This is a genomic window from Pseudomonas oryzihabitans NBRC 102199, assembly GCF_000730625.1.
Classification (GTDB): domain Bacteria; phylum Pseudomonadota; class Gammaproteobacteria; order Pseudomonadales; family Pseudomonadaceae; genus Chryseomonas; species Chryseomonas oryzihabitans.
The window spans coordinates 211,750-237,150 of sequence record NZ_BBIT01000014.1; the positions used below are offsets into that span (position 1 = coordinate 211,750).

Below are 25,401 nucleotides of genomic sequence, written 5' to 3' on the forward strand. Positions count from 1 at the left end.
CCCGCTGAGTTTCGCAGCCGATTGGGTTATACTCGCGAGCTTTTCCACAGCTTTTCTCGCGAGTGTTTCCCCCATGGAAATCAACCCGATCGTCACCAGCATCAAGGACCTCACCAGCCGTACCCAGACCATTCGGGGGTATCTTTGACTACGATCTGAAAAAGGATCGTCTGGTCGAAGTCGAGCGCGAGCTCGAGGATCCCGCTGTCTGGAACAAGCCCGAATACGCCCAGAATCTCGGCCGCGAGCGCGCCCAGCTGGCCCAGGTGGTCGGGACCCTGGACGAGCTGACCGGTGGCCTGGCCGATGCCAGCGACCTGCTGGAGATGGCCGCCGAAGAGGAAGACCAGGGCGCGGTCGATGACGTGGCGACCGAGGTGGAGCGCCTGCGCGGCATCCTCGAGAAGCTGGAATTCCGCCGCATGTTCAGCGGCGAGATGGACCCCAACAACTGCTACCTGGACATCCAGGCCGGCTCCGGCGGCACCGAGGCCCAGGACTGGGCCAACATGCTGCTGCGCATGTACCTGCGCTGGGCCGACCAGCACGGTTTCAGCGCCGAGATCGTCGAGTTGTCGGAAGGCGAGGTCGCCGGCATCAAGGGCGCCACGGTGCACATCAAGGGTGAATACGCCTTCGGCTGGCTGCGCACCGAAATCGGCGTGCACCGCCTGGTGCGCAAGAGTCCCTTCGACTCGGGCAACCGTCGCCACACCTCCTTCACCGCGGTGTTCGTCTCGCCCGAGATCGACGACAACATCGACATCGAGATCAACCCGTCCGATCTGCGCATCGACACCTACCGCTCCTCGGGTGCGGGTGGTCAGCACGTGAACACCACCGACTCCGCGGTGCGGATCACCCACGTGCCCACCAACACCGTGGTGGCCTGCCAGAACGAGCGTTCCCAGCACGCCAACAAGGACACCGCCATGAAGATGCTGCGGGCCAAGTTGTACGAGCTGGAGATGCAGAAGCGCACCGCCGCCTCCCAGGCGCTGGAGGACTCCAAGTCCGATATCGGCTGGGGCCACCAGATCCGCTCCTATGTGCTCGACGCCTCGCGGATCAAGGATCTGCGCACCGGCGTGGAACGCAGCGACTGCGACAAGGTGCTCGACGGCGATCTGGACGAATACCTCGAAGCCAGCCTCAAGCAGGGCATCTAACCAACTTATCTCTGTAGGAGCGGCCCATGGCCGCGATGGCCGCGACTCCCCCAGGCTGCGGCCAGGATCGCGGCCATGGGCCGCTCCTACGGCAAGCACTCCCCAGGTAAACAGCAGACATGAGCGAACAACCCCTAGACCCCCAAGCCCAGGAACAGGAAGACAACAAGCTGATCGCCCAGCGCAAGGAAAAGCTCTCCGCGCTGCGTGCCCAGCAGGCCATTCCCTTCCCCAACGACTTCCGCCGCGACAGCCTGGCCGGTGATCTGCAGCAGCAGTACGCCGACAAGACCAAGGAAGAGCTGGAAGCCGCGGGCATCAAGGTCAAGGTGGCCGGCCGCATCATGCTCAACCGCGGCGCCTTCATGGTGCTGCAGGACACCAGCGGGCGCATCCAGGTCTACGTCGACCGCAAGACCCTGCCGGCCGAGACCCTGGAAGCGGTCAAGACCTGGGACCTGGGCGACATCATCGCCACCGAAGGCACCCTGGCCCGCTCCGGCAAGGGCGATCTCTACGTCAACATGAGCGACGTGCGCCTGCTGACCAAGTCGCTGCGACCGCTGCCCGACAAGCACCACGGCCTGACCGACACCGAGCTGCGCTATCGCCAGCGCTATGTCGACCTGATCGTCAACGAAGAGGTGCGCCAGACCTTCCGCGTACGCTCCCAGGTCATCGCCCACATCCGCCGCTTCCTCATGGAGCGGGGCTTCCTCGAAGTGGAAACCCCCATGCTGCAGACCATTCCCGGCGGTGCGGCGGCCAAGCCCTTCGAGACCCACCACAACGCCCTGGACATGGCCATGTTCCTGCGCATCGCGCCGGAGCTGTACCTCAAGCGCCTGGTGGTCGGTGGCTTCGAGAAGGTCTTCGAGATCAACCGCAACTTCCGTAACGAAGGCGTCTCGACCCGGCACAATCCCGAGTTCACCATGCTCGAGTTCTACCAGGCCTACGCCGACTACCGCGACAACATGGACCTCACCGAGGAACTGTTCCGCGAACTGGCCATGGCCGTGCTCGGCACCACCGATGTGCCCTATGGCGACAAGGTCTTCCACTTCGGCGAGCCCTTCGTGCGCCTGTCGGTGTACGACTCCATCCTCAAGTACAACCCGGACATCACCGCGGAAGACCTGCAGGACGTCGAGAAGGCCCGCGCCATCGCCAAGAAGGCTGGCGCCAAGGTGCTCGGCCACGAAGGCCTGGGCAAGCTGCAGGTGATGATTTTCGAGGAGCTGGTGGAGAGCAAGCTGGAGCAGCCGCACTTCATCACCGAGTACCCCTTCGAGGTCTCGCCGCTGGCGCGCCGCAACGACGAGAATCCCAGCGTCACCGACCGCTTCGAGCTGTTCATCGGCGGCCGCGAGATCGCCAACGCCTACTCCGAGCTCAATGACGCCGAAGACCAGGCCGAGCGTTTCATGCTGCAGGTCCAGGAAAAGGACGCCGGTGACGACGAGGCCATGCACTACGACGCCGACTTCATCAACGCCCTGGAATACGGCATGCCGCCCACCGCCGGCGAAGGCATCGGCATCGACCGCCTGGTGATGCTGCTGACCAACTCGCCGTCGATCCGCGACGTCATCCTCTTCCCGCACATGCGTCCGCAATAAGAACGGTGCCCCGTCCGGGGCGTCGCTCCGGCGCCTGCCGACCGGGGCTCTGTCATCAAAGGTTCATCCGGACCTGCTAACAGAGCCCTGATGTCGCGTTCCCTCCGCAGGTAGCCATGACCAATACGCTGATCCCCCTGCATCCGGCCGCCGAACGGCTGGGGCTGCTCTACGCCTATCATTTCACCTCCGGCCAGCCGGGCCGGGCCCTGACCATGGCGCCGGAAGATCCCTGGGAGGCGGAAGAGGGCGGATTTCGCTGGCTGCACTTCAACCTGGCCCACGCCGCCGCCGAGCGCTGGATGCGCGAGCACCTGGGGCTGCCCGAGGAATTCTTCGAATCCTTGCATGCCGGTTCCCACTCGACCCGCCTGGAACCGGCCGACGACACCCTGCTCGGGGTGGTGAACGACGTGACCCTCGCCTACGGCCAGGTCTCGGTGGACGTCGCCACCCTCTGGGCCTGCGCCCGCCCGGGGCTGCTGGTGACCGCCCGGGCCCAGCCACTGCGTTCGGTGGATCGCCTGCGCCACGCGGTACGCCGCGGCGAGGGCTTCGGCTCGACCCTGGAGCTGCTGGTGCACCTCCTGCGCGACCAGGCCGACGTACTGACCGGCATCATCCGCGACACCACGGTCAAGGTGGATGCCATCGAGGATCGCCTGCTGTCCCAGCGGCTGTCCGCCAGTCGCGCCGAACTGGGCAGCCTGAGACGCGCCCTGGTCCGGCTGCAACGGCTGCTGGCCCTGGAGCCGGGTTCCCTGCTGCGGCTGCTCAACCGGCCGCCGGCCTGGCTGCGCCGCGACGACATCCAGACCCTGCGCGAGGCCACCGAGGAATTCGACCGGGTGCTGGACGACCTCGCCGCCCTGGTGGAGCGGCTCAAGCTGTTGCAGGAAGAGATCGCCGCCGCCTCCGCCGAGCAGACCAACCGCACCCTGTTCACCCTGACCCTGGTCACGGTGCTGGCCCTGCCGATCAACATCATCGCCGGCTTCTTCGGCATGAACGTCGGCGGTATCCCGCTGGCCGATTCGCCCCATGGTTTCTGGATCCTGGTGGCGCTGGTGGCGACCTTCACGGTGCTGGCCGGCACCCTGGCCTTTCGCAAGCGAGGCGACTGACCGGCTGCGTGCAACCCCTGGGGGCGCTCCGCGGTCTCTAGGAGAACCGTTACTGGAGACCGCAATGGACTTCAAGGACTACTACGAGGTGCTCGGCGTCGCTCCCGACGTCGACGACAAGACCCTCAAGACCGCCTATCGCAAGCTGGCGCGCAAGTACCACCCCGATGTGAGCAAGGAGGCCGATGCCGAGGCCCGCTTCAAGGAGGTGGCCGAGGCCTATGACGTCCTGCGCGATCCGCACAAGCGCGCCGAGTACGACCAGGTACGCCTCTACCAGCAGCAGGGCGAGCGCTTCCAAGTGCCGCCGGACTGGCAGCCGGGTTCAGGCGATGACTACAGCGATCCCCATGCCGGCTTCGGCGCGGACTACTCCGACTTCTTCGAATCCCTGTTCGGTGCTGCCGGGCGCTCGCAGCAGGGCGGTTTCGCCCGCCGGGGTCGTGACATCGAGCTGGAGCTGCCGCTGTTTCTCGAAGAGAGCCAGGCGGGCAGCACCAAGCCGCTGAGCTTTACGCTGCCGCAGCGCGACGAGCTGGGCCGCCGCGTCGGCGAGACCACCAAGACCCTCAACGTCAAGATTCCCGCCGGCAGCACCGACGGCGAACGTATCCGCCTGAAAGGCCAGGGCGAGCCGGGCGTCGGCGGCGCGGAGGCGGGGGATCTCTACCTGGTCATCCGCCTGGTGCCCCATCCGCTGTTCGACGTGGACGGCCAGGATCTGGTGGTCAGCGTCCCGCTCGCCCCCTGGGAAGCCGCCCTGGGCGCCAAGGTGCAGGTGCCGACGCTGGATGGACAGATCATGCTCAGTATCCCGCCCGGCAGCCAGAACGGTGCGCGGTTGCGGGTGCGCGGCAAGGGCCTGGCCGGCAAGGCGGGGCAGGGCGATCTGCATGCCCTGCTCAAGGTGGTGATGCCGCCCAGGGGCGATGAAGAAACCCAGGCGCTGTGGCGCCAACTGGCCGAGCGGGCGGCCTTCGATCCCCGCCGCAACTGGAGGAAAGTCTGATGAGCAGTCTGATCGTCCTGCAGGAATTCTGCGTGCTCTGCGAGGTGAGCGAGCCCGTGGTGGTAGAGATCGTCGAGCACGGCATCCTGGCACCCCAACGGGGCAAGCGTCCGGCCGAGTGGCACTTCGATACCGGCGCCCTGCACCGCGCCCGCCGCGCCGTGCGCCTGAGGCGCGAGCTGGAACTGGATTGGGCCGCCACCGCCCTGGCCCTGCACCTGCTGGATGAGGTGGAAGAACTGCGACGGGAAAACCAGCGCCTGCGCCAGCGCCTGGCGCGCTTCGCCGGTGAAATGCGAGACGTGGGAGCCGATTCGTAGGGTGGAAAACCGCGCAGCGTTTTCCACGCGCGTCGCCTATTCGCAGGGCACTGGAAAAGGCTGCGCCGTTTTCCACGCTACGGGCTGCAATAGGTTGGGCTTCGCTGCGCTCAACCCAACCTACGGAATGTCCATCTGCATCGGATATCCCCCTCTCCCTCCGGGAGAGGGCTGGGGTGAGGGAAGCCAGGTAGCGCCGGTAATGGCCGCGATGTTGTAGGGTGGAAAACCGCGCAGCGTTTTCCACGCGCCTTGCCCATACGCAGGACAGTGGAAAAGGCTGTGCCGTTTTCCACGCTACACCAGGAGTCCCACGGCCATGCCCAGCCATATTCTCGACCATCGCATCCTCGGCGAATCCCTGCAGGCGGTGGAAATCGGCCTCGATCCGGGCGAGACGGTGATCGCCGAGGCCGGTGCCATGACCTACATGGAGGCCGACGTAGCTTTCACCGCGCGCATGGGCGATGGCTCCGCTGGCTTGCTCGGCAAGCTGTGGGGCGCCGGCAAGCGGATGCTCGGCGGCGAGTCGCTGTTCATGACCCATTTCACCAACGACGGCCGCGAGAAGCGCCACGTCGCCTTTGCCGCGCCCTATCCGGGGCAGGTGGTACCCCTGGACCTCGCCGCCCTGGGCGGCGCCCTGTTCTGCCAGCGCGATTCCTTTCTCTGCGCGGCCAAGGGCACCCGCATCGGCGTGGCTTTCACCCGCCGCCTGGGCGCCGGTTTCTTCGGCGGCGAGGGCTTCATCCTGCAGCGGCTGGAGGGCGATGGCATGGCTTTCGTACATGCCGGCGGCACGGTGATCCGCAAGGAGCTGAGGGGCGAGACCCTGCGCCTGGACACCGGGTGCCTGGTGGGTTTCACCAGCGGCATCGACTACAACATCAAGCTGGCGGGTGGCCTGCGCAGCATGCTGTTCGGCGGTGAAGGCCTGGTGCTGGCGACCCTGAGCGGCCACGGCACGGTGTGGATCCAGACCTTGCCCTTTTCGCGGTTAGCTGGCCGGGTCCAGGCCGCGGCCGGCGGCGGCGTCGGTGAACGCCGTGCCGGTGGCGACTGATCTTTCGCCTGCCCTAGGCCCGCTGCAAGGCGCTCTGGGGCGCCATGCGCTCCAGCCAGTCGCGCCAGCGCACCCGGCTGTCGTGGACCAGCCAGCCGTCCTGGCGGGCGAAGCTTTCCGACAGCCAGAGGCCGCGGGTCGACACCGGCAGGCGCTGGCCGGCGGACAGGGTATAGAGCTCGCCGGTGGGCTTGCCGTCGTCCAGGGCGACCAGATAGAGATCCGGGCGTTGCCGGGCCAGGCGCGCCAGCAACTGGCCGTTCTCGATCTTCTCGTCGACGTGGAACAGACTCGGCGCCTTGCACTCCTTGGGCAGCTCCAGCAGCAGGTCATAGACCAGTTGCAGCGAGGCGGTGGGGGTGTGCACATAGGCGCGTGGGCGTTCCAGCAGCGCCAGACTGCCGCAGCGCACTGGCCGCGCCGCGCCTGAACGCGGGGTCAGGCGAAAGGCCACGTCCTCGCGATAGGGCAGGGCCGGGGCATAGGGCGTCGGCAGCCAGGTGTCGGCGAAGCGTCCCGCCAGCCAGCCGCGCGGCGTCTCGATCAGGCACTCCTCGGCCACCTCCTGGACGGCGGTGAGCAGCGGCAGCGCCAGTTCGTGGGTCGGGATGTAACCGGAGATCAGCTTGAGCACCACGTCGCCCCGATCGGGCCGGCGCTGGCGCACCAGCAGCCAGTGATCCTGGCCCTGCCAGTTCAGCGTCAGGCGTACCGAGACCCCCAGATTGGCGAGCCTGGCGCTGAAGTGCTGGGCATCGTCGATCTCGATGGGCTTGCGCCGCTCCAGCATCTCGCTGAAATTCAGGGGTTGGCCGAGGGCCTGGTAGGTGAGGCCGTCATGGTTGGCCTCGACCGAAAGGGGCAGGGTCTTGAACGCCTTGGGATTGTGGCGGGCGATGAGCTGGGGCATGGCCGACTCCTGTTTGTTGTATGCCGCGGACGCGCCGTCCCGGGCAAGCCGGGCGGGGCGTCCAGCGGACGAAGGCAAGGGTTCAGCGAAACGCTCTGGATCAGGGCCGAGCGGTGATCACTTCGGCCAGGGTACGGACATTATGTGACAGGTGCAGGGGATCGATAGTGCCGACTATCGCACTGCTCACCCCGGGCTCGCCAAACACCCGGGCGAAGCTGGCCCGCACCGGATCCTGGCCGGCGCCGAGCACGGCGTGACCGCTGGCCAGGGCCTTCTTGATCAGGATGCCCTTGCCCTGGGCGGCGGCGGCCTGGATCACCGGGATCTCGGCGTCTTCGTTGAGGTTGAAGGTGACCATGGCGCAATCGCCGGCTTCCAGGGCTTTCAGGCCGCCGGCGACGGTCTTGCCGGAAAAGCCGAAGGCGCGGATCAGCCCCTCGCGCTTGAGCTCGGCCAAGGTCTCGTAGCAGCCGCTGTCCTGGAGGATGGCCAGGTCGTTGCCATCGGAGTGCACCAGCACCAGGTCCAGCCAGTCGGTTTCCAGGCGTTGCAGGCTGCGTTCCACCGAGCGGCGGGTGTGGGCCGGACTGAAGTCGAAGCTGGACAGGCCATCTTCGAATTCCTCCCCGACCTTGCTGGCGATCACCCAGTGCTGGCGCTGGCCACGCAAGAGCGGACCCAGGCGTTCCTCGCTGCGGCCATAGGCCGGGGCGGTGTCCAGCAGATTGATCCCCAGTTCGCGGGCAAGACTCAGCAGGTCCGCGGCGCTGCGGTCGTCGGGGATGGTGAAGCCATTGGGATACTTCACGCCCTGGTCCCGCCCGAACTTGACCGTGCCCAGACCCAGCGGGGAGATCTCGAGACCGGTGCTGCCCAGCGGACGCTGCAGACCGTGTAGGGTGCGCAGACTCATGGCAACAGCTCCTCCCAGAAGGGCGCGGCCACCGGCGGTTGCGGATGGGCGGGCAGGGCGGGGTGCTGTCCCGGCGCGATGCCATCGCGGTCGAGATTGGCCAGGACGCGGTCGGCCAGGTCGGGCGACAGGGCCAGCTTGGTCGGCCAGCCCACCAGCAGACGACCTTCCTCGGCGAGAAAGGCATTGTCCGGACGCACCAGTCCGGATTGCGCCGGCTCGGCGCGATCCACGCGCAGGGTCGCCCAGCGCGCGCCGGCGAAGTCGATCCAGGGCAGCAGGCGCTGCAACTCCTCGCGCGCCGCGGCGATCTGCGCCTGGGGTTCGCGCGCCACGCCCTCGGCTTCGGCCAGGTCGCCACCCAGGTACCACAGCCACTGGCCGTCGGCGGTGGGGTGGCTGGTGATGGTCACCCGCGGCTTGGGGCCGCCGCCCAGGCAGTGGGCATAGAGGGGTTTGAGCATGGGGCCCTTGACCACCACCATGTGCAGCGGGCGGCGCTGCATGGCCGGTTGTTCGAGACCGAGGGCCTGGAGCAGATCGGCCATGCCGGCGCCGGCGGTGAGCACGATGCGGCGGGCGCGAATGGGCTGGCCGTCCACCACCAGGCCGGTCAGTTCGCCGGCTTCGCGCAGCGGTTGCAGCTCATGCCCGGCCAGCAGGCTGTCGCCGGCCAGCTCGGCCAGGCGCGCGACCAGGCTGGGCACGTCCAGCACCAGTTCGGCCAGGCGATAGACCTTGCCCTTGAAGGCGTGGTCGCGCAGGGCGGGTGGCAGTTCGTCGCCCTTGACGGCATCCACCCGGCCGCGCACCGCCTTGCTGGCAAAAAAGCTGGTGAGGTTGCCGGCCAGGCTGCCCGGCGACCAGAGGTAATGGGCTTCGGAGAGCAGGCGCACGCTGGAAAGGTCCAGCTCGCCGCTGCCGGCCAGGCTCTCGCGCCAGCGCCGCGGCATGTCGGCGATGGCCTCGGAGGCACCGGTGAGCATCCCGGTCAGGGCGTACTTGGTGCCGCCATGGATGATGCCCTGGGACTTGCCGCTCTGGCCGCCGCCCAGGGCGCCGGTCTCCACCAGCACGGTGGCGTAGCCGGCGCGTCGGAGGCGGGCGTTGAGCCAGAGGCCGGCGACGCCGCCGCCGACGATGAGGATATCGGTGGACCAGGGTTGGGACATGAACGGCCTGCTCGGGTGATCGGCAAAGAGGGGATTTTACACGCTCCTCGCCGCCGCTGGTCTCAATGCCCGGTGCTGCCGGAAAACAGCTGGATCACCACCACCCCGGCGACGATCAGCCCCATGCCCAGCAGGGCCGGCAGGTCCAGCTTCTGATCGTAGAGAAAGGCCGCGGCGATGCTCACCAGCACGATGCCAAGGCCGGCCCAGATGGCGTAGGCGATGCCCACCGGGATGCTGCGCACCACCAGGGTCAGCATCCAGAAGGCCAGCCCGTAGCCACAAACGACCAGGATCAGCGGCAGCGGCTTGCTGAAGCCGCTGATGGCCTTCATGGAGGTGGTGGCGACGACTTCGGCGGCGATGGCGATGGCCAGGTAGATGTATCCGCTCATGGGGCTTCCTCCTGTAGAAGGCCCCATTGTGCCTTTCCGGGCGATGGGTGAAAGTTGATACCTATCTATCGGGGAGATGGGTCGTGCAGTGGAATCTTGAGCAGCTGGAGATCTTCGTCGGCATCGCCGAGGGCGCGAGTTTCTCGGCGATGGCGCGGCGTCTGGGCCGGGCGCAATCGGCGATCAGCTCGGCCATCGCCCTGCTGGAGACCGATCTGGGCGTGGCGCTGTTCACGCGCAGCAACGGGCGCACGCCGGTCATCACCGCGGCCGGTCTGGCCCTGCTGGAGGAGGCGCGCGAGGTGCTGCGCCAGTGCCAGCGGCTGGACAGCCGGGCCCAGGCCCTCTGCGCTGGACAGGAACCGCTGTTGCGCCTGGCCCTGGACGAGGCCATGCCCTACCAGCCGGTGCTCGATGCCCTGGACGCCCTGGCCGTGGCCTTTCCGCACCTGGAGGTCCAGCTCACCAGCGGCGCCCAGGGCGATGTGGCGCGCAAGCTGCTGACCGACCAGGCCGACCTCGGCCTGCTGTTTCGCCATGAGCACATGCCCGCGGCCCTGGAGCGCCAGGCCCTGGGCGATGTCGCCCAGGTCACCGCTTGCGGCGCCCAGCATCCCCTGGCGCGCCAGCAGGGCGTGGGCCGCCGCGAACTGGCCCGTCATCGTCAGCTGCTGATCGCGCCGCTGGAGAATCCCTATCCCGGCGGCGAGCAGATCGCCCCCCAGGTCTGGCGCGCCGACAGCTTCTACCTGCTCGCCGAATTGCTGATGCGTGGCCTGGGCTGGGGCTGGCTGCCACGGCACGTGGCGCGCTATCCCACCTACCAGGGATTGCTGGCCGAACTGGCCTGCGACTGGGTACCGCCGGCCCTGGTGGTGGAACTGGCCTGGCGCCGCAACGCCGCACCGGGACCGGCGGCGCGCTGGCTGGCGCAGCGCCTGGCGGAAGAGTTGCGGGCGATCGGTTGAATCGACGTGTTGGGCTTCCAGCACTCGCCCACAACTCTTTCCAACGAACACCCATTCTGGCCAGATCCGTGGGCCAGCTTGACCAGCGCCAGGTCGCCCGGGCTGCAATACTCGACTCATCCCTTTCCCGCCGGTGAAGATCGCCATGACCACACCTCCCGCCCTCGGCCAGCGCTTTGTCTTCGTCGTCCTGGCGCTGATCTTTCTCGCCCTGCTGGTTTCGGCGGGCGTCAGGTCCACCCCCGGCGTCTTGCTCTTGCCGCTGCAGGACACCTTTGGCTGGAGTCGCGAGACGGTCTCGCTTGCCGCCGCCATCGGCATCTTTCTCTATGGCCTGGTGGGCCCCTTCGCCGCGGCCCTGATGCAGACCCTCGGCATCCGCCGCACCCTGCTCGGCGGCCTCACCCTGATCAGCCTTGCCACCGCCCTGAGCACCCTGATGCGCGAACCCTGGCATCTGGTCGCCACCTGGGGCGTGCTCAGCGGCCTGGGCACCGGTTGCGTGGCCATGGTGCTGGGCGCGGCCATCGTCAATCGCTGGTTCGTCGCCCGGCGGGGGCTGATGATGGGCCTGCTGGCGGCAAGCACCGCCACCGGCAATCTGGTCTTTCTGCCGCTGCTGGCCCATCTCGCCAGTCACGAAGGCTGGCAGACCGTGGTGCTGACCGTGGCCGTGGCCAGCGCCGCGCTGATCCCGCTGGTGGCCTGGCTGCTGCCGGAGCGGCCGGCGGATATCGGCCTGCGGCCCCATGGCGCCCCGGCGGACTACCAGGCGCCGGCTGCTACCGCACCGGGCAACCTGTTTCGCGTGACCCTCGGCACCCTGGCCATGGCCAGTCGGCGGCGCGATTTCTGGTTGCTGTTCCTGACCTTCTTCGTCTGCGGCTTCACCACCAATGGGCTGATCGGCACCCACTTCATCGCCATGGGCCATGACCACGGGCTGTCCCAGGTGCAGGCCGCCGGGATCCTCGCGCTGATGGGCATCTTCGATCTGGTAGGCACCACCGCTTCCGGCTGGCTGACCGACAGGTACGATCCGCGCCGCCTGCTGTTCGTCTACTACAGCCTGCGCGGTCTCTCGCTGATCTACCTGCCATTCTCCGGGTTCGCCCCCGAGCAGCTGCTGCTGTTCGGCATCTTCTACGGGCTGGACTGGATCGCCACCGTGCCGCCCACGGTCAAGCTGACCAACCAGAGCTTTGGCGAAAAGAGCGCGCCGGTGGTGTTCGGCTGGGTGTTCTGCGGCCACATGCTCGGCGCCGCCTGCGCGGCCTTTCTCGCCGGCGCCCTGCGCGAGCACTTCGGCTCCTACCAGGAGGCCCTGGTGCTGGCCGGCCTGACCGGCATCCTGGCGGCGCTGATGGCCCTCTGGATCGGCCGGCCGAGCGCCGCGGGTGCCGGGCGCTCGGCCGTGGCCGAGGCGGGCTAGGCGGGCTTCAGGTCCAGCGGCACGGCCGTCGGCGCGCGGTGCAGCATCGAGGCCGGGATCGCCAGGATCAGCAGGCCGCTGACGAACAGGCAGGCGCCGAGCACATAGGTGCCGTTGTTGATGTCGCCGGTGAGGGTTTCCATGGTCGCGGTGATCATGGAGCCGGTGAAGCCGGAGAGGTTGCCGATGGCGTTGATCATGCCGATGCCCGCCGCGGCGGCGACACCGGAGAGCAGGGTGCCGGGCAGCGACCAGAAGATCGGCATCAGCGCCAGCAGCCCCGAGGCGGCCACGGTGAGGAAGAAGATCGACAGCACGATGTTGTGGATGAACCAGGCGCTCAGCACCAGGCCCAGGGCGCCGACGAAGGCCGGCACCGCCGCGTGCAGCCGCTGCTCGCCGGTGCGGGCCGAGTGGCGGGCGTTGAGCAGCATGACCACCAGGGCGACGCTGTAGGGGATGGCGGTGAGCAGGCCGATCTGGAGGCTGCCGCTGACCCCGGCGTTCTTGATGATCGAGGGCATCCAGAAGGCCAGGCCATAGAAGCCGGTGTTGAAGGTCAGCAGGATGAACACCAGCAGCCAGACCCGCGGATTGAAGAACACCTCGCTGAGTCGCGAGGCCTTGCCGGCGTTCTGCTGCTCCAGGTTGCGCTTGAGCAGGGCCTTTTCCCGGGCGTCCAGCCAGGGCGCCTTGTCGATGTTGTCGCTCAGGCAGCAGAACACCACCACCGCCATGATGATCGAGGGCACCCCTTCCACCAGCAGCATCCACTGCCAGCCGGCCAGGCCGTGCCAGTTGTGCAGACTGCTCATCAGCCAGCCGGAGAGCACGCCGCCAAAGCTCAGGCTGAAGGGCAGGGCGATGAGGAAGCCCGACATCACTCGACTCTGTCGGCGGGTCGGAAACCAGTAGTTGAGATAGAGGATCACCCCGGGAAAGAAGCCCGCCTCGCAGACGCCCAGCAGGAAGCGCAGCACATAGAAGAGGGTGCTCGACTGCATGCCGAAGAACTGCGCCAGCGGCTGGGTGAAGGCCACCGCCATGGAGATGATCGCCCAGGTCAGCATGATGCGGGCGATCCAGAAGCGCGCGCCGTAGCGATGCAGCAGCAGGTTGCTGGGGACCTCGAAGAGGAAATAGCCCCAGAAGAACATGCTGGCGCCAAGGGCATAGACGGTGTTGCTGAAGCCGAGGTCGTCGAGCATGTCCAGCTTGGCGAAGCCGACGTTGACCCGATCCAGGTAGGCGGCGATGTAGCACAGCAGCAGGATCGGCAGGATGCGCAGCACCACCTTGCGATAGGTGCGTTCTTCGAAGGCGTCGCCAGCGGCGCCCTGGGGAGCGGTGGTCTCGAACATGGGAATGACCTTCGGGGCCTTGGGGCCCGTTGTTGTTATTGAAGAGGTCGAAGGCGGCCGGGGATGCAGGGTGGCCGTCTGAATCGCCAGGCCACTCTAGGAGCGAGAGCGATTCTTTCCCAATGGCATTTGCGGATCATTCGATAACGGCGCGTTATCGAAGCCTCTAGGCCGAGGCCTCTCCGCGACCGGCATGGCTCAGCAGGATGGCGGCGAATTCCCGGGCCGCCTCGCCCAGGGGTTCGCCCTTGCGGGTGAGGATGCCGTAGTCCTGCGCCGGCAGGTGCAAGGGCAGCTCCAGGGCACTGAGCGCGCCGCTGGCGAGATAGGGCTCGACCATGGCCTCGGGCAGCATGCCGATCATGGGGCCGGCGCGTAGCACCTGGAGAAAGGTCTGCATGGAGATGGTGTCGATGGTGTTGCTCGGCACCGGCAGGCCGGCGGCGGCGAAGGCCCGCTCCATGCGCCCGCGGATGGGCGTGCCCTTGGGATAGAGGATCCAGGGCCAGGCCAGCACCTGGTCGAGGCCCACGGGGCCGCTGCCCACCAGCGGGTGATCGGCGTTGACTACGAAGCGGAAGGGCTCCGGCGCCAGCGGCTGGAAGTCGAAGCGCTGGGCCTGGGCTTCGTCGGTGAAACGCGCCACCGCCAGATGCAGCAGCTTGTCGTCGAGCATCTCCATCAGGTGATCGCTGGTCTGCTCCATCACCTCGATGGCCAGCAGCGGCCAGCGCTGCTTGATCGCGACGATGGCCTGCGGCAGGGCCACCGCGGTGGCGGCGAAGATGCCGCCGACCTTGAGCTGGCCATGACCACCGCGCCTCAGGCTGTCGATCTGCTCGGCGAAGTCGCGGGCATCGTTGAGCGCCACCCGCGCATAGCGCAGCACGTGCTCACCCAGGGCGGTGGGCGGCATGCTGCGCGGCTGGCGCTCGAACAGGGCGAAGCCCAGCAGGTGCTCGATCTCCTTGAGCATCTTGCTGATGGCCGGCTGGCTGAGATTCATCTGCTGCGCGGCCAGGTGCATGTTGCGGGTACGCCCCAGGGTGTCGATCAGCAGCAGGTGGCGAAACTTGAGCCAGTGGCAGATCTGGCTGAACGACGGCTCGGACACGGGTGCCTCCCAGGCGATAAACGCAGGTTATCGAATGATGAAATAAGCCCATTTGAGTTTATCAGTCCGGCTGCCTAGCGTGGACCCATCAGCCCTGGAGTCCTGCCCATGTCCCTTCGTCTCTCGCCTGCCAACACCCTTCCCACCGACGGCCTGGCCGGCACCCTGGTGGGCCGCGCCTGGGTGCCCGGCCCGCTGGCCGGTCCCTCGCCCGTGGTGCTGCGCGAAGACGGCGTCTTCGATGTCTCCCAGCGGTTCGCCACCCTCAGCGCCCTGTTCGAGGAGGAAGCACCGTTGCAGGTCCTGCGCGACACTCCCGGACGTTACCTCGGTAGTGTGGAAGAACTGCTGGCCAACAGCGGCGAGCAGGCCGCTGCGGACCGCCTGCACCTGCTGCCGCCAGCCGATCTGCAGGTGATCAAGGCCGCCGGGGTGACCTTTGCCGCCAGCATGCTGGAGCGGGTGATCGAGGAACAGGCCGGTGGCGATGCCGGGCGCGCCGTAGCCATCCGCGAGCAGGTGCAGGCGGTGATCGGCGCGGACCTGCAGGGGCTGGAGCCGGGCAGTCCGCGGGCCCAGGCGCTCAAGGCGCTGCTGATCGAGAAGGGCATGTGGTCGCAGTACCTGGAGGTGGGCATCGGGCCGGACGCCGAGATCTTCACCAAGGCGCCGGTGCTGGCCGCGGTCGGCTCTGGCAGTGCGATCGGCATCCACCCCGTGTCCCAGTGGAACAATCCCGAACCCGAAGTGGTGCTGGTGGCCGATAGCCGCGGCCGCCTGCATGGCGCCACCCTGGGCAATGATGTCAACCTGCGCGACATCGAGGGCCGCAGCGCCCTGTTGCTGAGCAAGGCCAAGGACAACAACGCCTCCTGCGCCCTGGGGCCCTTCATCCGCCTGTTCGACGAGACCTTCGATCTCGACCAGGTACGCCAGTGCGTGGTGACCCTGGAGGTCCAGGGCGAAGACGGCTTCCGGCTCCAGGGCAGCAGCTCCATGGCGCAGATCAGTCGCGATCCCACCGATCTCGCCGCCCAGACCCTCAATGCCAACCACCAGTATCCCGACGGCTTCGTGCTGTTTCTCGGCACCCTGTTCGCCCCGACCCAGGACCGTGACGCCCCGGGCGGTGGCTTCACCCACAAGGTGGGTGACCGGGTGAGCATCGCCAGCCCGCTGCTGGGCACCCTGCACAACCGGGTGACCACCAGCGACCAGGCCCCGGCCTGGCGCTTCGGCCTCGGCGCCCTGATGCACAACCTGGCCGCCCGTGGCCTGCTGGGCCGCTGATCCTTTCTTTCCTAATAACAACTAGAGACCATCATGACTTCCGCCAAACGCCCGCTGCGCAGCCAGCTCTGGTTCGATGATCCTGCCCACGCCGACATGACCGCGCTCTATGTCGAGCGCTACATGAACTACGGCCTGACCCGCGACGAACTCCAGTCCGGTCGCCCCATCATCGGCATCGCCCAGACCGGCAGCGATCTCACCCCCTGCAATCGCCACCACCTGGAACTGGCCCAGCGGGTCAAGGCCGGCATCCGCGATGCGGGCGGCATCCCCATGGAATTCCCGGTGCACCCCATTGCCGAGCAGAGTCGCCGGCCCACCGCGGCCCTGGATCGCAACCTGGCCTACCTCGGCCTGGTGGAGATCCTGCATGGCTTCCCGCTGGATGGCGTGGTGCTCACCACCGGCTGCGACAAGACCACCCCGGCCTGCCTGATGGCCGCGGCCACCACCGACCTGCCAGCCATCGTGCTGTCCGGCGGACCGATGCTCGACGGGCATTTCAAGGGCGAGCTGATCGGCTCCGGCACCGTGCTCTGGCACGCACGCAACCTGCTGGCGACCGGCGAGATCGACTACGAGGGCTTCATGGCCCTGACCACTGCCGCCTCGCCCTCGGTGGGCCACTGCAACACCATGGGCACGGCCCTGTCGATGAATGCCCTGGCCGAGACCCTGGGCATGTCGCTGCCCGGCTGCGCCAGCATCCCCGCGCCTTACCGTGAGCGCGGCCAGATGGCCTATGCCACCGGCAAGCGCATCTGCCAGCTGGTGCTGGACGACGTCCGCCCCTCGCAGATCATGACCCGCGAGGCCTTCGAGAACGCCATCGTGGTGGCCTCGGCCCTGGGCGCCTCCAGCAATTGTCCGCCGCACCTGATCGCCATCGCCCGGCACATGGGCATCGAATTGTCGCTGGACGACTGGCAGCGCCTGGGCGAGGACATCCCGCTGCTGGCCAACTGCATGCCGGCCGGCAAGTATTTGGGCGAAGGCTTCCACCGCGCCGGCGGGGTGCCAGCGGTGCTCCACGAACTGCTCAAGGCCGGCCGGCTGCACGGCGAGTGCCTGACCGTCTCCGGCAAGACCATCGGCACCATCGCCGAGGGCGCCGCCAGCTCGGATCCTGCGGTGATCCAGCCCTATGAAGCGCCGCTCAAGCACCGCGCCGGCTTCATCGTGCTCAGCGGCAACTTCTTCGATAGCGCCATCATGAAGATGTCGGTGGTGGGCGAGGCCTTCCGTCAGACCTACCTGGCCGAGCCGGGCAAGGAAAACAGCTTCGAGGCGCGGGCCATCGTCTTCGAAGGCCCGGAGGACTACCACGCGCGCATCGACGATCCGGCGCTGGACATCGACGAGCGCTGCATCCTGGTGATCCGCGGCGCCGGTCCGGTGGGTTATCCGGGCAGCGCCGAGGTGGTCAACATGGCGCCCCCGGCGGCGCTGATCAAGAAGGGCATCGATTCCCTGCCGTGCCTGGGCGACGGTCGCCAGAGCGGCACCTCGGCCAGCCCTTCGATCCTCAACATGTCGCCGGAAGCGGCGGTGGGCGGCGGCCTGGCCCTGCTCAAGACCAACGACCGGCTGCGCGTGGACCTCAATGCCCGCAGCGTCGACGTGCTGCTCGACGATGGCGAACTGGAGCGCCGCCGCGCCGAATGGACGCCCAACCTGCCGCCGGCCCAGACCCCCTGGCAGGAGCTCTATCGGCAACTGGTGGGCCAGCTCTCCACCGGTGGCTGCCTGGAGCCGGCCACCCTGCACCTCAAGGTGATCGCCCGCGAGGGTGGGGTGCCGCGGCATTCGCACTAGGTCGAACGGGCTCGCACTGGCGGCCGGGCTTCATTAAGCTCTGCCGCCATGAATCGTACCCTCTATAGCCTGATCTTCACCCTGGCCTTGCCCTTCATCCTGCTGCGCCTGCTCTGGCGCGGCCGCAAGGCCCCCGCCTATCGGCAGCGCATCGGCGAACGCCTGGCGCTGGGCTTGCCTGAGGTGCCGCCCGGCGGTATCTGGGTACACGCGGTGTCGGTGGGGGAGAGCATCGCCGCCGCGCCGGTGATTCGCGCCCTGCGCCAGCGGCATCCCGACCTGCCGATCACCGTGACCTGCATGACGCCCACCGGCTCTGAGCGCATCCGCGCCCTGTTCGGTGACGACGTCCACCACTGCTACCTGCCCTATGACCTGCCCTGGCTGGCCGGACGCTTCCTTGACCGGCTGCGGCCAAGCCTGGGCGTGGTGATGGAGACCGAACTCTGGCCCAACCTCATCCACCAGGCGGCGCGCCGCGATATTCCCATCGCCCTGGCCAATGGCCGGCTGTCCGAACGCTCCGCCCGGGGCTACGGAAAACTGGGTGGGGTGACCGGGCCGATGCTGGCGGAGCTGGCCTGGCTGGCGGTGCAGACGCTGGTGGAAGCCGAGCGCTTTCGCGCCCTGGGCGCCCGTGCCGAGCGGGTCACGGTGACCGGCTCCATCAAGTTCGACCTGCGCATCGATCCCGCGCTGCCGGTCCGGGCCGTCGCGCTGCGCCAGGGCTGGGGCCAGCGCCCGGTATGGATCGCCGCCAGCACCCATGCCGGCGAAGACGGGATCCTGCTCCAGGCCCATCGCCAGCTGCTGGCCGCACACCCCGATGCGCTACTGATCCTGGTGCCGCGCCATCCCGAGCGCTTTCCCGAGGTATTGGCCGAGGTGCGTCGCGAAGGTTTCGGCGTGGTGCAGCGCTCGACGGGGGAGGCGGTGCAGCCGCAGACCCAGGTGCTGCTGGGCGACACCATGGGCGAATTGCTGTTTCTCTACGCCCTTGCCGATGTCGCCTTCGTCGGCGGCAGCCTGATCGAGCGCGGTGGTCACAATCCGCTGGAGCCGGCCGCCCTCGGCCTGCCGGTGCTCAGCGGTCCCCACGTGTTCAACTTCCTCGACATCGTCGCCCAGCTGCGCGACGCCGGCGCCCTGGAAACCGTGGCGGAAGCACCCGCGATCGCCGCCGCCGTGGCCCGGCTCTGGGCCGAGCCGGCGGAAGCCGCGCGACGCCAGCAGGCGGGCCTGGCGGTACTGGCCGCCAATCAGGGCGCGCTGGAGCGACTGCTCTCCGGACTGGACAGGTTGCTCACCCCCTGAACCGAGCGCGCCGGCAGGACGTCGGCGCGGGTCTTGGCCAGGTCCGGCGGCAGGAAGTCGCGATCCGGGTCGTAGTGGGGATCGAGATAGCCGGACAGCGCCAGCAGGTCGTTGGGCGCCAGGGTGCCGGCCGCCTGCTTGAGCCTCAGAGTGTCCAGGATGTAGTTGTAGCGGGCGTCGTTGTACTGGCGCACGGCGTTGTACAGCAACCGCTGGGCGTCGAGCACGTCGACGATGGTGCGGCTGCCCACCTGGTAGGCGATCTCGGTGGCTCTCAGGGCGCGCTGGCTGGAGGCGATGGACAGCCGGCGGGCGCGCACCTGCTCGATGTCAGTGTTGATCGCCCGGTGGGCGTTACGGGTGTTCTGCACCACCTGGCGGCGCAGACTCTCCTGGCGCTGTTCGCTCTGGTCCAGCTGCTGATAGGCCTGGCGCGCCTGGGAGCTGGTGGCCCCACCGCTGTACAGCGGTACCTCGACCTGGATGCCAATGCTGCGGCTGTTGACCGGGCTGCCGAACAGGGACAGCTGCTCGGCGTTGGGCAGATTCACCGCGTCGTTGTCGCTGTGGCTGTAGCGCGCCACAGCATCCACGGTCGGCAGGTGTCCGGCGCGGCGCTGGCGCAAGGTCTCCTGGGCGGCGTTGACGCCCTGGCCGGCGGCCAGCAGCTGCAGATTCTGGCGCATGGCGGTGTCCACCCACAGCCGCGCATCGTTGGGCTGTGGCGGCAGGATCGGCAGGTCGTGGCGGATGCCGGCGATGCTGCCGTAGTCGCGATCGGTCAGCCGGGTCAGGGCCTGAAAGGCGTCGGCCACCTGCTGCTCGCTCTGGGAGCGGTTGGCCTGGGCGTTGTCGAAGCTGGCCTGGGCCTGGAGCACGTCGGTGTCGTCGGTCAGGCCGACCTTGTAGCGCTCGCGGGACTGGTCCAGCTGGCGGTACAGCGCCTTTTCCTCGGCGCGGGCGGTGGCCAGGGCGTCCTGGGCACGCAGGGCGCTGAAATAGCCCTCGGCGGTCTGCAGGATGAGTTGCTGCTGGGCGGCGGAGAATTGCAGCTCGGCCTGCTCGGTGGCGGCCTGGGCGGCCTTGAGCTGGAACCAGCGATCGGCGCGGAACAGCGGCTGGCTGAGGGTGGCCTGGATCAGCTGGCTGCTGCGATCGCTGCTGTAGCGGCCACCCTGGACGCCCAACGCCGGATTGTCCTTGAGTTGCAGACTGGTATGGGTGTCGTTGAATTGGGCGCCAAGGCCGATCTGCGGCAGCAGGCCGGCGCGCGCCTGGGGCACCGCCTCGCGCTGGGCGCCGAGGCCGGCGCGCTCGGCGGCGAGATCGGCGTTGTTGTCCAGCGCCTCGCGGTAGACGTCGAGCAGGCCATTGCCGGTGACCTGGGCCTGGGCCAGGCCGGCCGAGCTGCAGAGCGCCGCGAGCAGCAGGAATCTTCGCATTCTGGGAGCCTTCCTTGAGGGACCGCGCCAGTGTAGTGGCTTCGTCCGAATCCGCCATAGGAGAGGAAATAGCGGTCGAAGTTTCTGCCGCTCTGGGTTTACACTGGCCGCGTTCTTGTCGGGGTGCGCTACGAGGCGCTGAGATCGGGTAGTCCCGGATCCCGTTGAACCTGATCAGGCTAGGCGCGCCGCATGGCGGTGCGTCAACCTGCGTAGGGAACAAGAGGGCGTCCGCAGCCTTATTCCGTGGTCGCCATCCGTCCGGGCTTGCCTCTTCTCGCGTGCCCACCCTTCGTCCAGGTTCTTCCCTCGGCAACGCGCCCACCAGGAGAGCCTCGATGAACAAGCAGAACAACGTCACCGACTTCACCCGCGTCGACCGCCAGTCCACTCAGCCGCTGCCCAATTCGCGCAAGGTCTATCTGACCGGCTCGCGCCCCGACATCCGCGTGCCGGTGCGGGAAATTTCCCTCGTCGACACCCCCACCGCCTTTGGCGGTGAGCGCAACGCCCCGGTATTCGTTTACGACACCTCCGGTCCCTACACCGACCCGGCGGCGCGCATCGACCTGCGCAAGGGCCTGCCGGACGTGCGTTCGCGCTGGATCGAAGAGCGCGGCGACACCGAACTGCTGGCCGGGCTCTCTTCCGAATTCGGCCAGGCGCGCCTGGCCGATCCGAGTCTCGCCGCCCTGAGATTCGACCTGGCGCGCCAGCCGCGGCGGGCCAAGGCCGGGCGCAACGTCTCCCAAATGCACTATGCCCGCCAGGGCATCGTCACCCCGGAGATGGAATACATCGCCATCCGCGAGAACATGAAGCTGCAGGAAGCCCGCGCCGCCGGTCTGCTCGGCAACCAGCACCGTGGCCAGAGTTTCGGCGCCAGCATTCCCCAGGAGATCACCCCGGAGTTCGTCCGCGACGAGGTAGCCCGTGGTCGCGCCATCATCCCGGCCAACATCAACCACCTGGAGCTGGAGCCGATGATCATCGGCCGCAACTTCCTGGTGAAGATCAACGGCAACATCGGCAACAGCGCCCTGGGCTCTTCCATCGAGGAAGAGGTGGAAAAGCTGACCTGGGGCATCCGCTGGGGCGCCGACACCGTGATGGACCTGTCCACCGGCAAGCACATCCACGAGACCCGCGAGTGGATCATCCGCAACTCGCCGGTCCCCATCGGTACCGTGCCCATCTACCAGGCCCTGGAAAAGGTCGGTGGCGTCGCCGAGGAACTGACCTGGGAACTGTTCCGCGACACCCTCATCGAGCAGGCGGAGCAGGGCGTGGACTACTTCACCATCCACGCCGGGGTGCGCCTGCACTACGTGCCCCTGACCGCCAAGCGCGTCACCGGCATCGTCTCCCGCGGCGGCTCCATCATGGCCAAGTGGTGCCTGGCGCACCACAAGGAAAACTTCCTCTACACCCACTTCGAAGACATCTGCGAAATCATGCAGGCCTACGACGTGAGCTTCTCCCTGGGTGACGGCCTGCGCCCGGGCTCCATCGCCGACGCCAACGACGCCGCCCAGTTCGGCGAACTGGAAACCCTCGGCGAGCTGACCAAGATCGCCTGGAAGCACGACGTCCAGACCATGATCGAAGGCCCCGGCCACGTGCCCATGCAGCTGATCAAGGAAAACATGGACAAGCAGCTGGAGTGCTGCGACGAGGCGCCGTTCTATACCCTCGGCCCGCTGACCACCGACATCGCCCCCGGCTACGACCACATCACCAGCGGCATCGGCGCCGCCATGATCGGCTGGTTCGGCTGTGCCATGCTCTGCTACGTGACGCCCAAGGAGCACCTCGGCCTGCCCAACAAGGACGACGTCAAGACCGGCATCATCACCTACAAGATCGCCGCCCATGCCGCCGACCTGGCCAAGGGGCATCCCGGCGCTCAGATCCGCGACAACGCCCTGTCCAAGGCGCGTTTCGAATTCCGCTGGGAAGACCAGTTCAACCTGGGCCTGGACCCGGACACGGCGCGCGCCTTCCACGACGAGACCCTGCCCAAGGACTCGGCCAAGGTGGCGCACTTCTGCTCCATGTGCGGGCCCAAGTTCTGCTCCATGAAGATCACCCAGGAGGTCCGCGACTACGCCAAGGAAAACGGCCTGACCGACGAGCAGAAGGCCATCGAGGCCGGCTTCCAGGAACAGGCAGCGCGCTTCAAGGACGAAGGCGGCGTGATCTACAAGCAGGTCTGAAAATCGTAGGTTGGGCTGAGCGCAGCGAAGCCCAACAATGCCCAACGCCAACCAACGACGTTGGGCGCCCTCAACCCCTTATCCACGAGACCCATCATGGCCCAGGCCCCCGGCCTCTATACCCCCACCGTCCCCGTTCCGGCGGACCGCCGCATCCTTGGCGGGCGCGACCTCTTCACCCTCTGGTTCTCCCTCGGCATCGGCCTGATGGTCGCCCAGGCCGGCGCGCTGCTGGCGCCCGGACTGGGCCTGGCCGATGGCCTGCTGGTGCTGGTGCTCGGCACCGCGGTCGGGGTGCTGCTGCTGGCCGCTGCCGGCCTGGTGGGCAGCGATACCGGCCTGGCCGGCATGACCGCCCTGGGCCAGAGTCTCGGCCAGCGCGGCGCGCTGTTGCCGGCGGTGCTCAACATCACCCAGCTGATCGGCTGGGGCGCCTTCGAACTGGTGGTGATGCGCGAGGCGGCCAGCGTGCTGCTGGGCAGCTGGGGCCTGCAGGGCTGGGCCTCGCCGGTGCTCTGGACCCTGGTCTTCGGCGCCCTGGCCACGGCCCTGGCGGTGGCCGGTCCGCTGACCTTCGTCCGCCGCTTTCTCAGTCGCTGGGGCATCTGGCTGCTGCTCGGCGCCTGCACCTGGCTGACCCTGGATCTGTTCCTGCGCGCCGACCTGGCCGCGCTCTGGCAGCGCCCGGGCGACGACTCCCTGAGCCAGGCACTGGGCTTCGACCTGGTGGTGGCCATGCCGCTGTCCTGGTTGCCGGTGATCGCCGACTACACCCGCTTCGCCCGCACCGGCCGCAGCGCCGGGCGCGGCGTCATGCTGGGCTATTTCTGCGGCAACCTCTGGCTGATGGGCTTGGGCTTCGCCTATACCCTGGCCTTTGCCAGCGGCGGTGAAGCCGACGCCCTGCTGCGCGCCCTGGCCGTGGCCGGCCTCGGCCTGCCGCTGTTGCTGATCCTGCTGGACGAGTCGGAAAACGCCTTCGCCGCCTATCACTCGGCGGCGGTGGCCACGGGTTTCCTGGCCCAGGTGAAGATCTGGCAGCTGACCCTGGCCATCGGCATCCTCTGCACCCTGCTGGCGCTGCTGGTGCCTCTGGCCCAGTACGAACACTTCCTGCTGCTGATCGGTTCGGTGTTCGCCCCGCTATTCGGCGTGGTGCTGGTGGATCACTTCCTGCTGCGCCGCCGCAAGGCCCCGCAGCGGACACAGGCGCTGCGCCTGGAGTCCCTGATCGCCTGGGCCCTGGGCGTGGCCGTCTACCATCTGTTGCCGACCCTGCTCCCGGCCTGGGGCGCGACCCTGCCGGCCATCGTGGTGGCGGGGACTGCGCAGGCGCTGTTGGGATTGAAACGAGTTTAGGGTTCGGCCGTTGGGCTTCGCTGCGCTCAACCCAACCTACGCCTAACTGCCCCCTCTCCCGCTGGCGGGGGAGGGTCGGGGTGGGGGCAAGCCGGCACGCGTGGATGAGGCTGCGCCGTCATCCACCCTACGACTGAGCTGGATCTGTCGGGCTTCGCTGCGCTCGACCCAGCCTACTCCTAACTGCCCCCTCTCCCGCTGGCGTGGGAGGGTTGGGGTGGGGGCAAGTCGGCACGCGTGGATGAGGCTGCGCCGTCATCCACCCTACGACTGAGCTGGATCTATCGGGCTTCGCTGCGCTCAACCCAACCTACGGCTAACTGCCCCCTCTCCCGCTTGCGGGGGAGGGTTGGGGTGGGGGTATCGCGGCCATGGGCCGCTCCTACAGAAGATTGAGTCCCCTGTAGGAGCGGCCCATGGCCGCGATCAAACCCAACTACGGCAGATGATTTCTGTTGACCAGGTCCTACGGCTGCCGCGCCTTGCCCCGGCCCGGAAAGTACTCGCCCTTGAGGATGCCATTGAGCTTGGGATAGGGGATCTTCAATTCCGGATGGCCCATGGCGTAGGGGGCGATGCTGCCGATGTCGTACTTGAGCGTCAGGGCGCCGAAGTCCAGGGCCACGTTGTTGGTTTTTAGGAAGGGCCACTGCTGGCGGAATTCGGCATCGCCGACGTTGTTGCTGAGCATCCAGGCCTCACGGGAGAGCTGCGCCAGGCGCCAGAATTCGGCTTCCTGCCCCGGCACCAGCATGTCGCCCAGGGTGATCTGCCGGTCGAGATGGCGATCCCAGGTGACGAAGTCGCGGCCGGCCAGGCCATGGGCACCGCCGTTGGCCAGGTAGCTGGAGAATTCGATGATCACCAGGCCGTCATGCTGTTCACGCACCTTGGCCTGCAGATAGCTGCTCCAGCGTGGCTGGGCCTTGGCGAGGAAATCCCGCTCGTAGCTCTCCAGCGAAGCGGGGATGGGCGCGCCCGGCTCGGCGCGGGCCAGGCCCAGCAGGTGCCGCTGCACCAGGGCGTCCAGCGCCGGGTCGCCGAATTCCACGTAGTCGATGTTGATCAGCGGGCAGTCTTCGCCCTGGCAACCGGCCGGGCGGTGCTCCCAGGCCTGGTGGCGAGGCGTGAGGGGTTTGTCGAGGTTGGGGCCGAAGACGCTTTGGCAACCACCGAGCAACAGGCCGGCGAGCAGGAGGAGCGAGCGGATACGCATGGGATTCCTTGTCATGGAAACGGAGAACGACGGCTTTCGAACCCGTCTGGCCCCATAAGTTTGCCAGGGGCGGGCGGAGGTTTCCCGGCTTGTTGTCCTTTTCGCGACTTGGCGCGTCAGGGGCTGCACGCACGCAGGCGGCACGCTAGGATGATCTGATTACCTGCAATC

The 25,401-nt window shown here is 67.7% G+C and carries 21 protein-coding genes and 1 riboswitch; of the genes, 13 read left to right on the plus strand and 8 right to left on the minus strand.

Annotated features, from left to right (window positions below; all coding sequences use genetic code 11):
• Nucleotides 1-73 precede the first annotated feature (73 nt).
• From prfB to POR01S_RS16720, 6 genes are all read left to right on the plus strand, one after another.
• A protein-coding gene (prfB, locus tag POR01S_RS23725; protein WP_100168977.1) for a peptide chain release factor 2 occupies nt 74-1,169 on the plus strand; the annotation gives its coding sequence in 2 pieces (ribosomal slippage) (nt 74-145 and nt 147-1,169; 1,095 coding nt in all).
• Nucleotides 1,170-1,288: 119 nt separating this feature from the next.
• Entirely contained in the window at nt 1,289-2,791 is a 1,503-nt protein-coding gene (gene lysS / locus POR01S_RS16700; protein ID WP_007160973.1) for a lysine--tRNA ligase, read from the plus strand.
• 116 nt (nt 2,792-2,907) lie between these two features.
• Nucleotides 2,908-3,915, plus strand: a complete 1,008-nt coding sequence (locus POR01S_RS16705; protein ID WP_007160974.1) for a transporter — start codon at nt 2,908-2,910, stop codon at nt 3,913-3,915.
• 64 nt (nt 3,916-3,979) lie between these two features.
• A complete protein-coding gene (gene cbpA / locus POR01S_RS16710) occupies nt 3,980-4,924 on the plus strand; it encodes a curved DNA-binding protein (protein WP_042137146.1) in 945 nt (314 codons plus the stop codon).
• Nucleotides 4,924-5,244 (plus strand): chaperone modulator CbpM, encoded by a 321-nt coding sequence (locus tag POR01S_RS16715; RefSeq protein ID WP_042137148.1) that lies wholly within the window; start codon nt 4,924-4,926, stop codon nt 5,242-5,244. Before cbpA ends, POR01S_RS16715 begins: the two co-directional genes overlap by 1 nt.
• 319 nt (nt 5,245-5,563) lie before the next feature.
• The gene (locus POR01S_RS16720) at nt 5,564-6,307 is read left to right on the plus strand and encodes a TIGR00266 family protein (protein ID WP_042137150.1); all 744 of its coding nucleotides are present in this window, start codon (nt 5,564-5,566) and stop codon (nt 6,305-6,307) included.
• A 13-nt stretch (nt 6,308-6,320) separates the two neighbouring features.
• Here the strand turns inward: POR01S_RS16720 and POR01S_RS16725 are convergent, their stop codons facing one another.
• From POR01S_RS16725 to POR01S_RS16740, 4 genes are all read right to left on the minus strand, one after another.
• Nucleotides 6,321-7,217, minus strand: a complete 897-nt coding sequence (locus POR01S_RS16725) for a hypothetical protein (RefSeq protein ID WP_007162117.1) — start codon at nt 7,215-7,217, stop codon at nt 6,321-6,323.
• A gap of 100 nt (nt 7,218-7,317) precedes the next feature.
• A complete protein-coding gene (locus POR01S_RS16730) occupies nt 7,318-8,133 on the minus strand; it encodes an aldo/keto reductase (protein ID WP_027600231.1) in 816 nt (271 codons plus the stop codon).
• Entirely contained in the window at nt 8,130-9,305 is a 1,176-nt protein-coding gene (locus POR01S_RS16735) for an NAD(P)/FAD-dependent oxidoreductase (protein ID WP_042137152.1), read from the minus strand. Before POR01S_RS16735 ends, POR01S_RS16730 begins: the two co-directional genes overlap by 4 nt.
• Before the next feature lie 62 nt (nt 9,306-9,367).
• Entirely contained in the window at nt 9,368-9,700 is a 333-nt protein-coding gene (locus tag POR01S_RS16740) for a DMT family transporter (protein ID WP_027600233.1), read from the minus strand.
• An 83-nt stretch (nt 9,701-9,783) separates the two neighbouring features.
• On the opposite strand from POR01S_RS16740, the gene POR01S_RS16745 reads away from it, so the two are divergent.
• Nucleotides 9,784-10,668, plus strand: a complete 885-nt coding sequence (locus tag POR01S_RS16745; RefSeq protein WP_027600234.1) for a LysR family transcriptional regulator — start codon at nt 9,784-9,786, stop codon at nt 10,666-10,668.
• Between the two features lie 145 nt (nt 10,669-10,813).
• On the plus strand, nt 10,814-12,100 hold the full coding sequence (locus tag POR01S_RS16750; RefSeq protein ID WP_042137153.1) for an MFS transporter: 1,287 nt from the start codon (nt 10,814-10,816) through the stop codon (nt 12,098-12,100).
• Here POR01S_RS16750 and POR01S_RS16755 read toward each other — a convergent pair.
• Together POR01S_RS16755 and POR01S_RS16760 are read right to left on the minus strand one after the other, a co-directional pair.
• Nucleotides 12,097-13,461, minus strand: coding sequence for an MFS transporter (locus POR01S_RS16755; RefSeq protein ID WP_027600812.1), 1,365 nt, complete (start codon nt 13,459-13,461; stop codon nt 12,097-12,099). The two genes, POR01S_RS16750 and POR01S_RS16755, sit on opposite strands and share 4 nt — an antisense overlap.
• 166 nt (nt 13,462-13,627) lie before the next feature.
• On the minus strand, nt 13,628-14,575 hold the full coding sequence (locus tag POR01S_RS16760; protein ID WP_027600237.1) for a LysR family transcriptional regulator: 948 nt from the start codon (nt 14,573-14,575) through the stop codon (nt 13,628-13,630).
• A 108-nt stretch (nt 14,576-14,683) separates the two neighbouring features.
• Between POR01S_RS16760 and POR01S_RS16765 the strand changes: the two genes are divergently transcribed.
• Genes POR01S_RS16765 through waaA form a run of 3 tightly spaced genes read left to right on the plus strand, consistent with a single transcriptional unit; the run spans nt 14,684 to nt 18,997 of the window.
• Nucleotides 14,684-15,865: a fumarylacetoacetate hydrolase family protein gene (locus tag POR01S_RS16765; RefSeq protein ID WP_042137155.1), complete on the plus strand. Its 1,182-nt coding sequence runs from the start codon at nt 14,684-14,686 to the stop codon at nt 15,863-15,865.
• Nucleotides 15,866-15,898: 33 nt separating this feature from the next.
• On the plus strand, nt 15,899-17,683 hold the full coding sequence (locus POR01S_RS16770) for an IlvD/Edd family dehydratase (RefSeq protein WP_027600810.1): 1,785 nt from the start codon (nt 15,899-15,901) through the stop codon (nt 17,681-17,683).
• A gap of 48 nt (nt 17,684-17,731) precedes the next feature.
• On the plus strand, nt 17,732-18,997 hold the full coding sequence (gene waaA, locus POR01S_RS16775) for a lipid IV(A) 3-deoxy-D-manno-octulosonic acid transferase (protein WP_042137157.1): 1,266 nt from the start codon (nt 17,732-17,734) through the stop codon (nt 18,995-18,997).
• On the opposite strand, the gene POR01S_RS16780 is transcribed toward waaA, so the two are convergent.
• The gene (locus tag POR01S_RS16780; RefSeq protein WP_007162106.1) at nt 18,943-20,439 is read right to left on the minus strand and encodes a TolC family outer membrane protein; all 1,497 of its coding nucleotides are present in this window, start codon (nt 20,437-20,439) and stop codon (nt 18,943-18,945) included. The two genes, waaA and POR01S_RS16780, sit on opposite strands and share 55 nt — an antisense overlap.
• Nucleotides 20,440-20,548: 109 nt before the next feature.
• Nucleotides 20,549-20,675, plus strand: a riboswitch (TPP riboswitch).
• Nucleotides 20,676-20,777: 102 nt separating this feature from the next.
• Between POR01S_RS16780 and thiC the strand changes: the two genes are divergently transcribed.
• Both thiC and cytX read left to right on the plus strand, forming a co-directional pair.
• Nucleotides 20,778-22,655: a phosphomethylpyrimidine synthase ThiC gene (gene thiC, locus POR01S_RS16785; protein ID WP_042137159.1), complete on the plus strand. Its 1,878-nt coding sequence runs from the start codon at nt 20,778-20,780 to the stop codon at nt 22,653-22,655.
• 96 nt (nt 22,656-22,751) lie between these two features.
• Nucleotides 22,752-24,014, plus strand: coding sequence for a putative hydroxymethylpyrimidine transporter CytX (gene cytX, locus POR01S_RS16790; RefSeq protein WP_042137161.1), 1,263 nt, complete (start codon nt 22,752-22,754; stop codon nt 24,012-24,014).
• Nucleotides 24,015-24,480: 466 nt separating this feature from the next.
• Here the strand turns inward: cytX and POR01S_RS16795 are convergent, their stop codons facing one another.
• Nucleotides 24,481-25,230, minus strand: coding sequence for an RsiV family protein (locus POR01S_RS16795; protein WP_007162103.1), 750 nt, complete (start codon nt 25,228-25,230; stop codon nt 24,481-24,483).
• Nucleotides 25,231-25,401 lie beyond the last annotated feature (171 nt).

What these genes read in the sequence shown, in the direction of transcription:
- POR01S_RS16705 (WP_007160974.1), top strand. Translation starts at nt 2,908, where the DNA reads ATGACCAATACGCTGATCCCCCTGCATCCGGCCGCCGAACGGCTGGGG.
- POR01S_RS16755 (WP_027600812.1), bottom strand. Translation starts at nt 13,461, where the DNA reads ATGTTCGAGACCACCGCTCCCCAGGGCGCCGCTGGCGACGCCTTCGAA.
- POR01S_RS16720 (WP_042137150.1), top strand. Translation starts at nt 5,564, where the DNA reads ATGCCCAGCCATATTCTCGACCATCGCATCCTCGGCGAATCCCTGCAG.
- thiC (WP_042137159.1), top strand. Translation starts at nt 20,778, where the DNA reads ATGAACAAGCAGAACAACGTCACCGACTTCACCCGCGTCGACCGCCAG.
- cbpA (WP_042137146.1), top strand. Translation starts at nt 3,980, where the DNA reads ATGGACTTCAAGGACTACTACGAGGTGCTCGGCGTCGCTCCCGACGTC.
- POR01S_RS16730 (WP_027600231.1), bottom strand. Translation starts at nt 8,133, where the DNA reads ATGAGTCTGCGCACCCTACACGGTCTGCAGCGTCCGCTGGGCAGCACC.
- POR01S_RS16765 (WP_042137155.1), top strand. Translation starts at nt 14,684, where the DNA reads ATGTCCCTTCGTCTCTCGCCTGCCAACACCCTTCCCACCGACGGCCTG.
- waaA (WP_042137157.1), top strand. Translation starts at nt 17,732, where the DNA reads ATGAATCGTACCCTCTATAGCCTGATCTTCACCCTGGCCTTGCCCTTC.
- POR01S_RS16780 (WP_007162106.1), bottom strand. Translation starts at nt 20,439, where the DNA reads ATGCGAAGATTCCTGCTGCTCGCGGCGCTCTGCAGCTCGGCCGGCCTG.
- lysS (WP_007160973.1), top strand. Translation starts at nt 1,289, where the DNA reads ATGAGCGAACAACCCCTAGACCCCCAAGCCCAGGAACAGGAAGACAAC.
- POR01S_RS16740 (WP_027600233.1), bottom strand. Translation starts at nt 9,700, where the DNA reads ATGAGCGGATACATCTACCTGGCCATCGCCATCGCCGCCGAAGTCGTC.
- POR01S_RS16770 (WP_027600810.1), top strand. Translation starts at nt 15,899, where the DNA reads ATGACTTCCGCCAAACGCCCGCTGCGCAGCCAGCTCTGGTTCGATGAT.
- POR01S_RS16715 (WP_042137148.1), top strand. Translation starts at nt 4,924, where the DNA reads ATGAGCAGTCTGATCGTCCTGCAGGAATTCTGCGTGCTCTGCGAGGTG.
- POR01S_RS16735 (WP_042137152.1), bottom strand. Translation starts at nt 9,305, where the DNA reads ATGTCCCAACCCTGGTCCACCGATATCCTCATCGTCGGCGGCGGCGTC.
- POR01S_RS16725 (WP_007162117.1), bottom strand. Translation starts at nt 7,217, where the DNA reads ATGCCCCAGCTCATCGCCCGCCACAATCCCAAGGCGTTCAAGACCCTG.
- POR01S_RS16795 (WP_007162103.1), bottom strand. Translation starts at nt 25,230, where the DNA reads ATGCGTATCCGCTCGCTCCTCCTGCTCGCCGGCCTGTTGCTCGGTGGT.
- POR01S_RS16750 (WP_042137153.1), top strand. Translation starts at nt 10,814, where the DNA reads ATGACCACACCTCCCGCCCTCGGCCAGCGCTTTGTCTTCGTCGTCCTG.
- cytX (WP_042137161.1), top strand. Translation starts at nt 22,752, where the DNA reads ATGGCCCAGGCCCCCGGCCTCTATACCCCCACCGTCCCCGTTCCGGCG.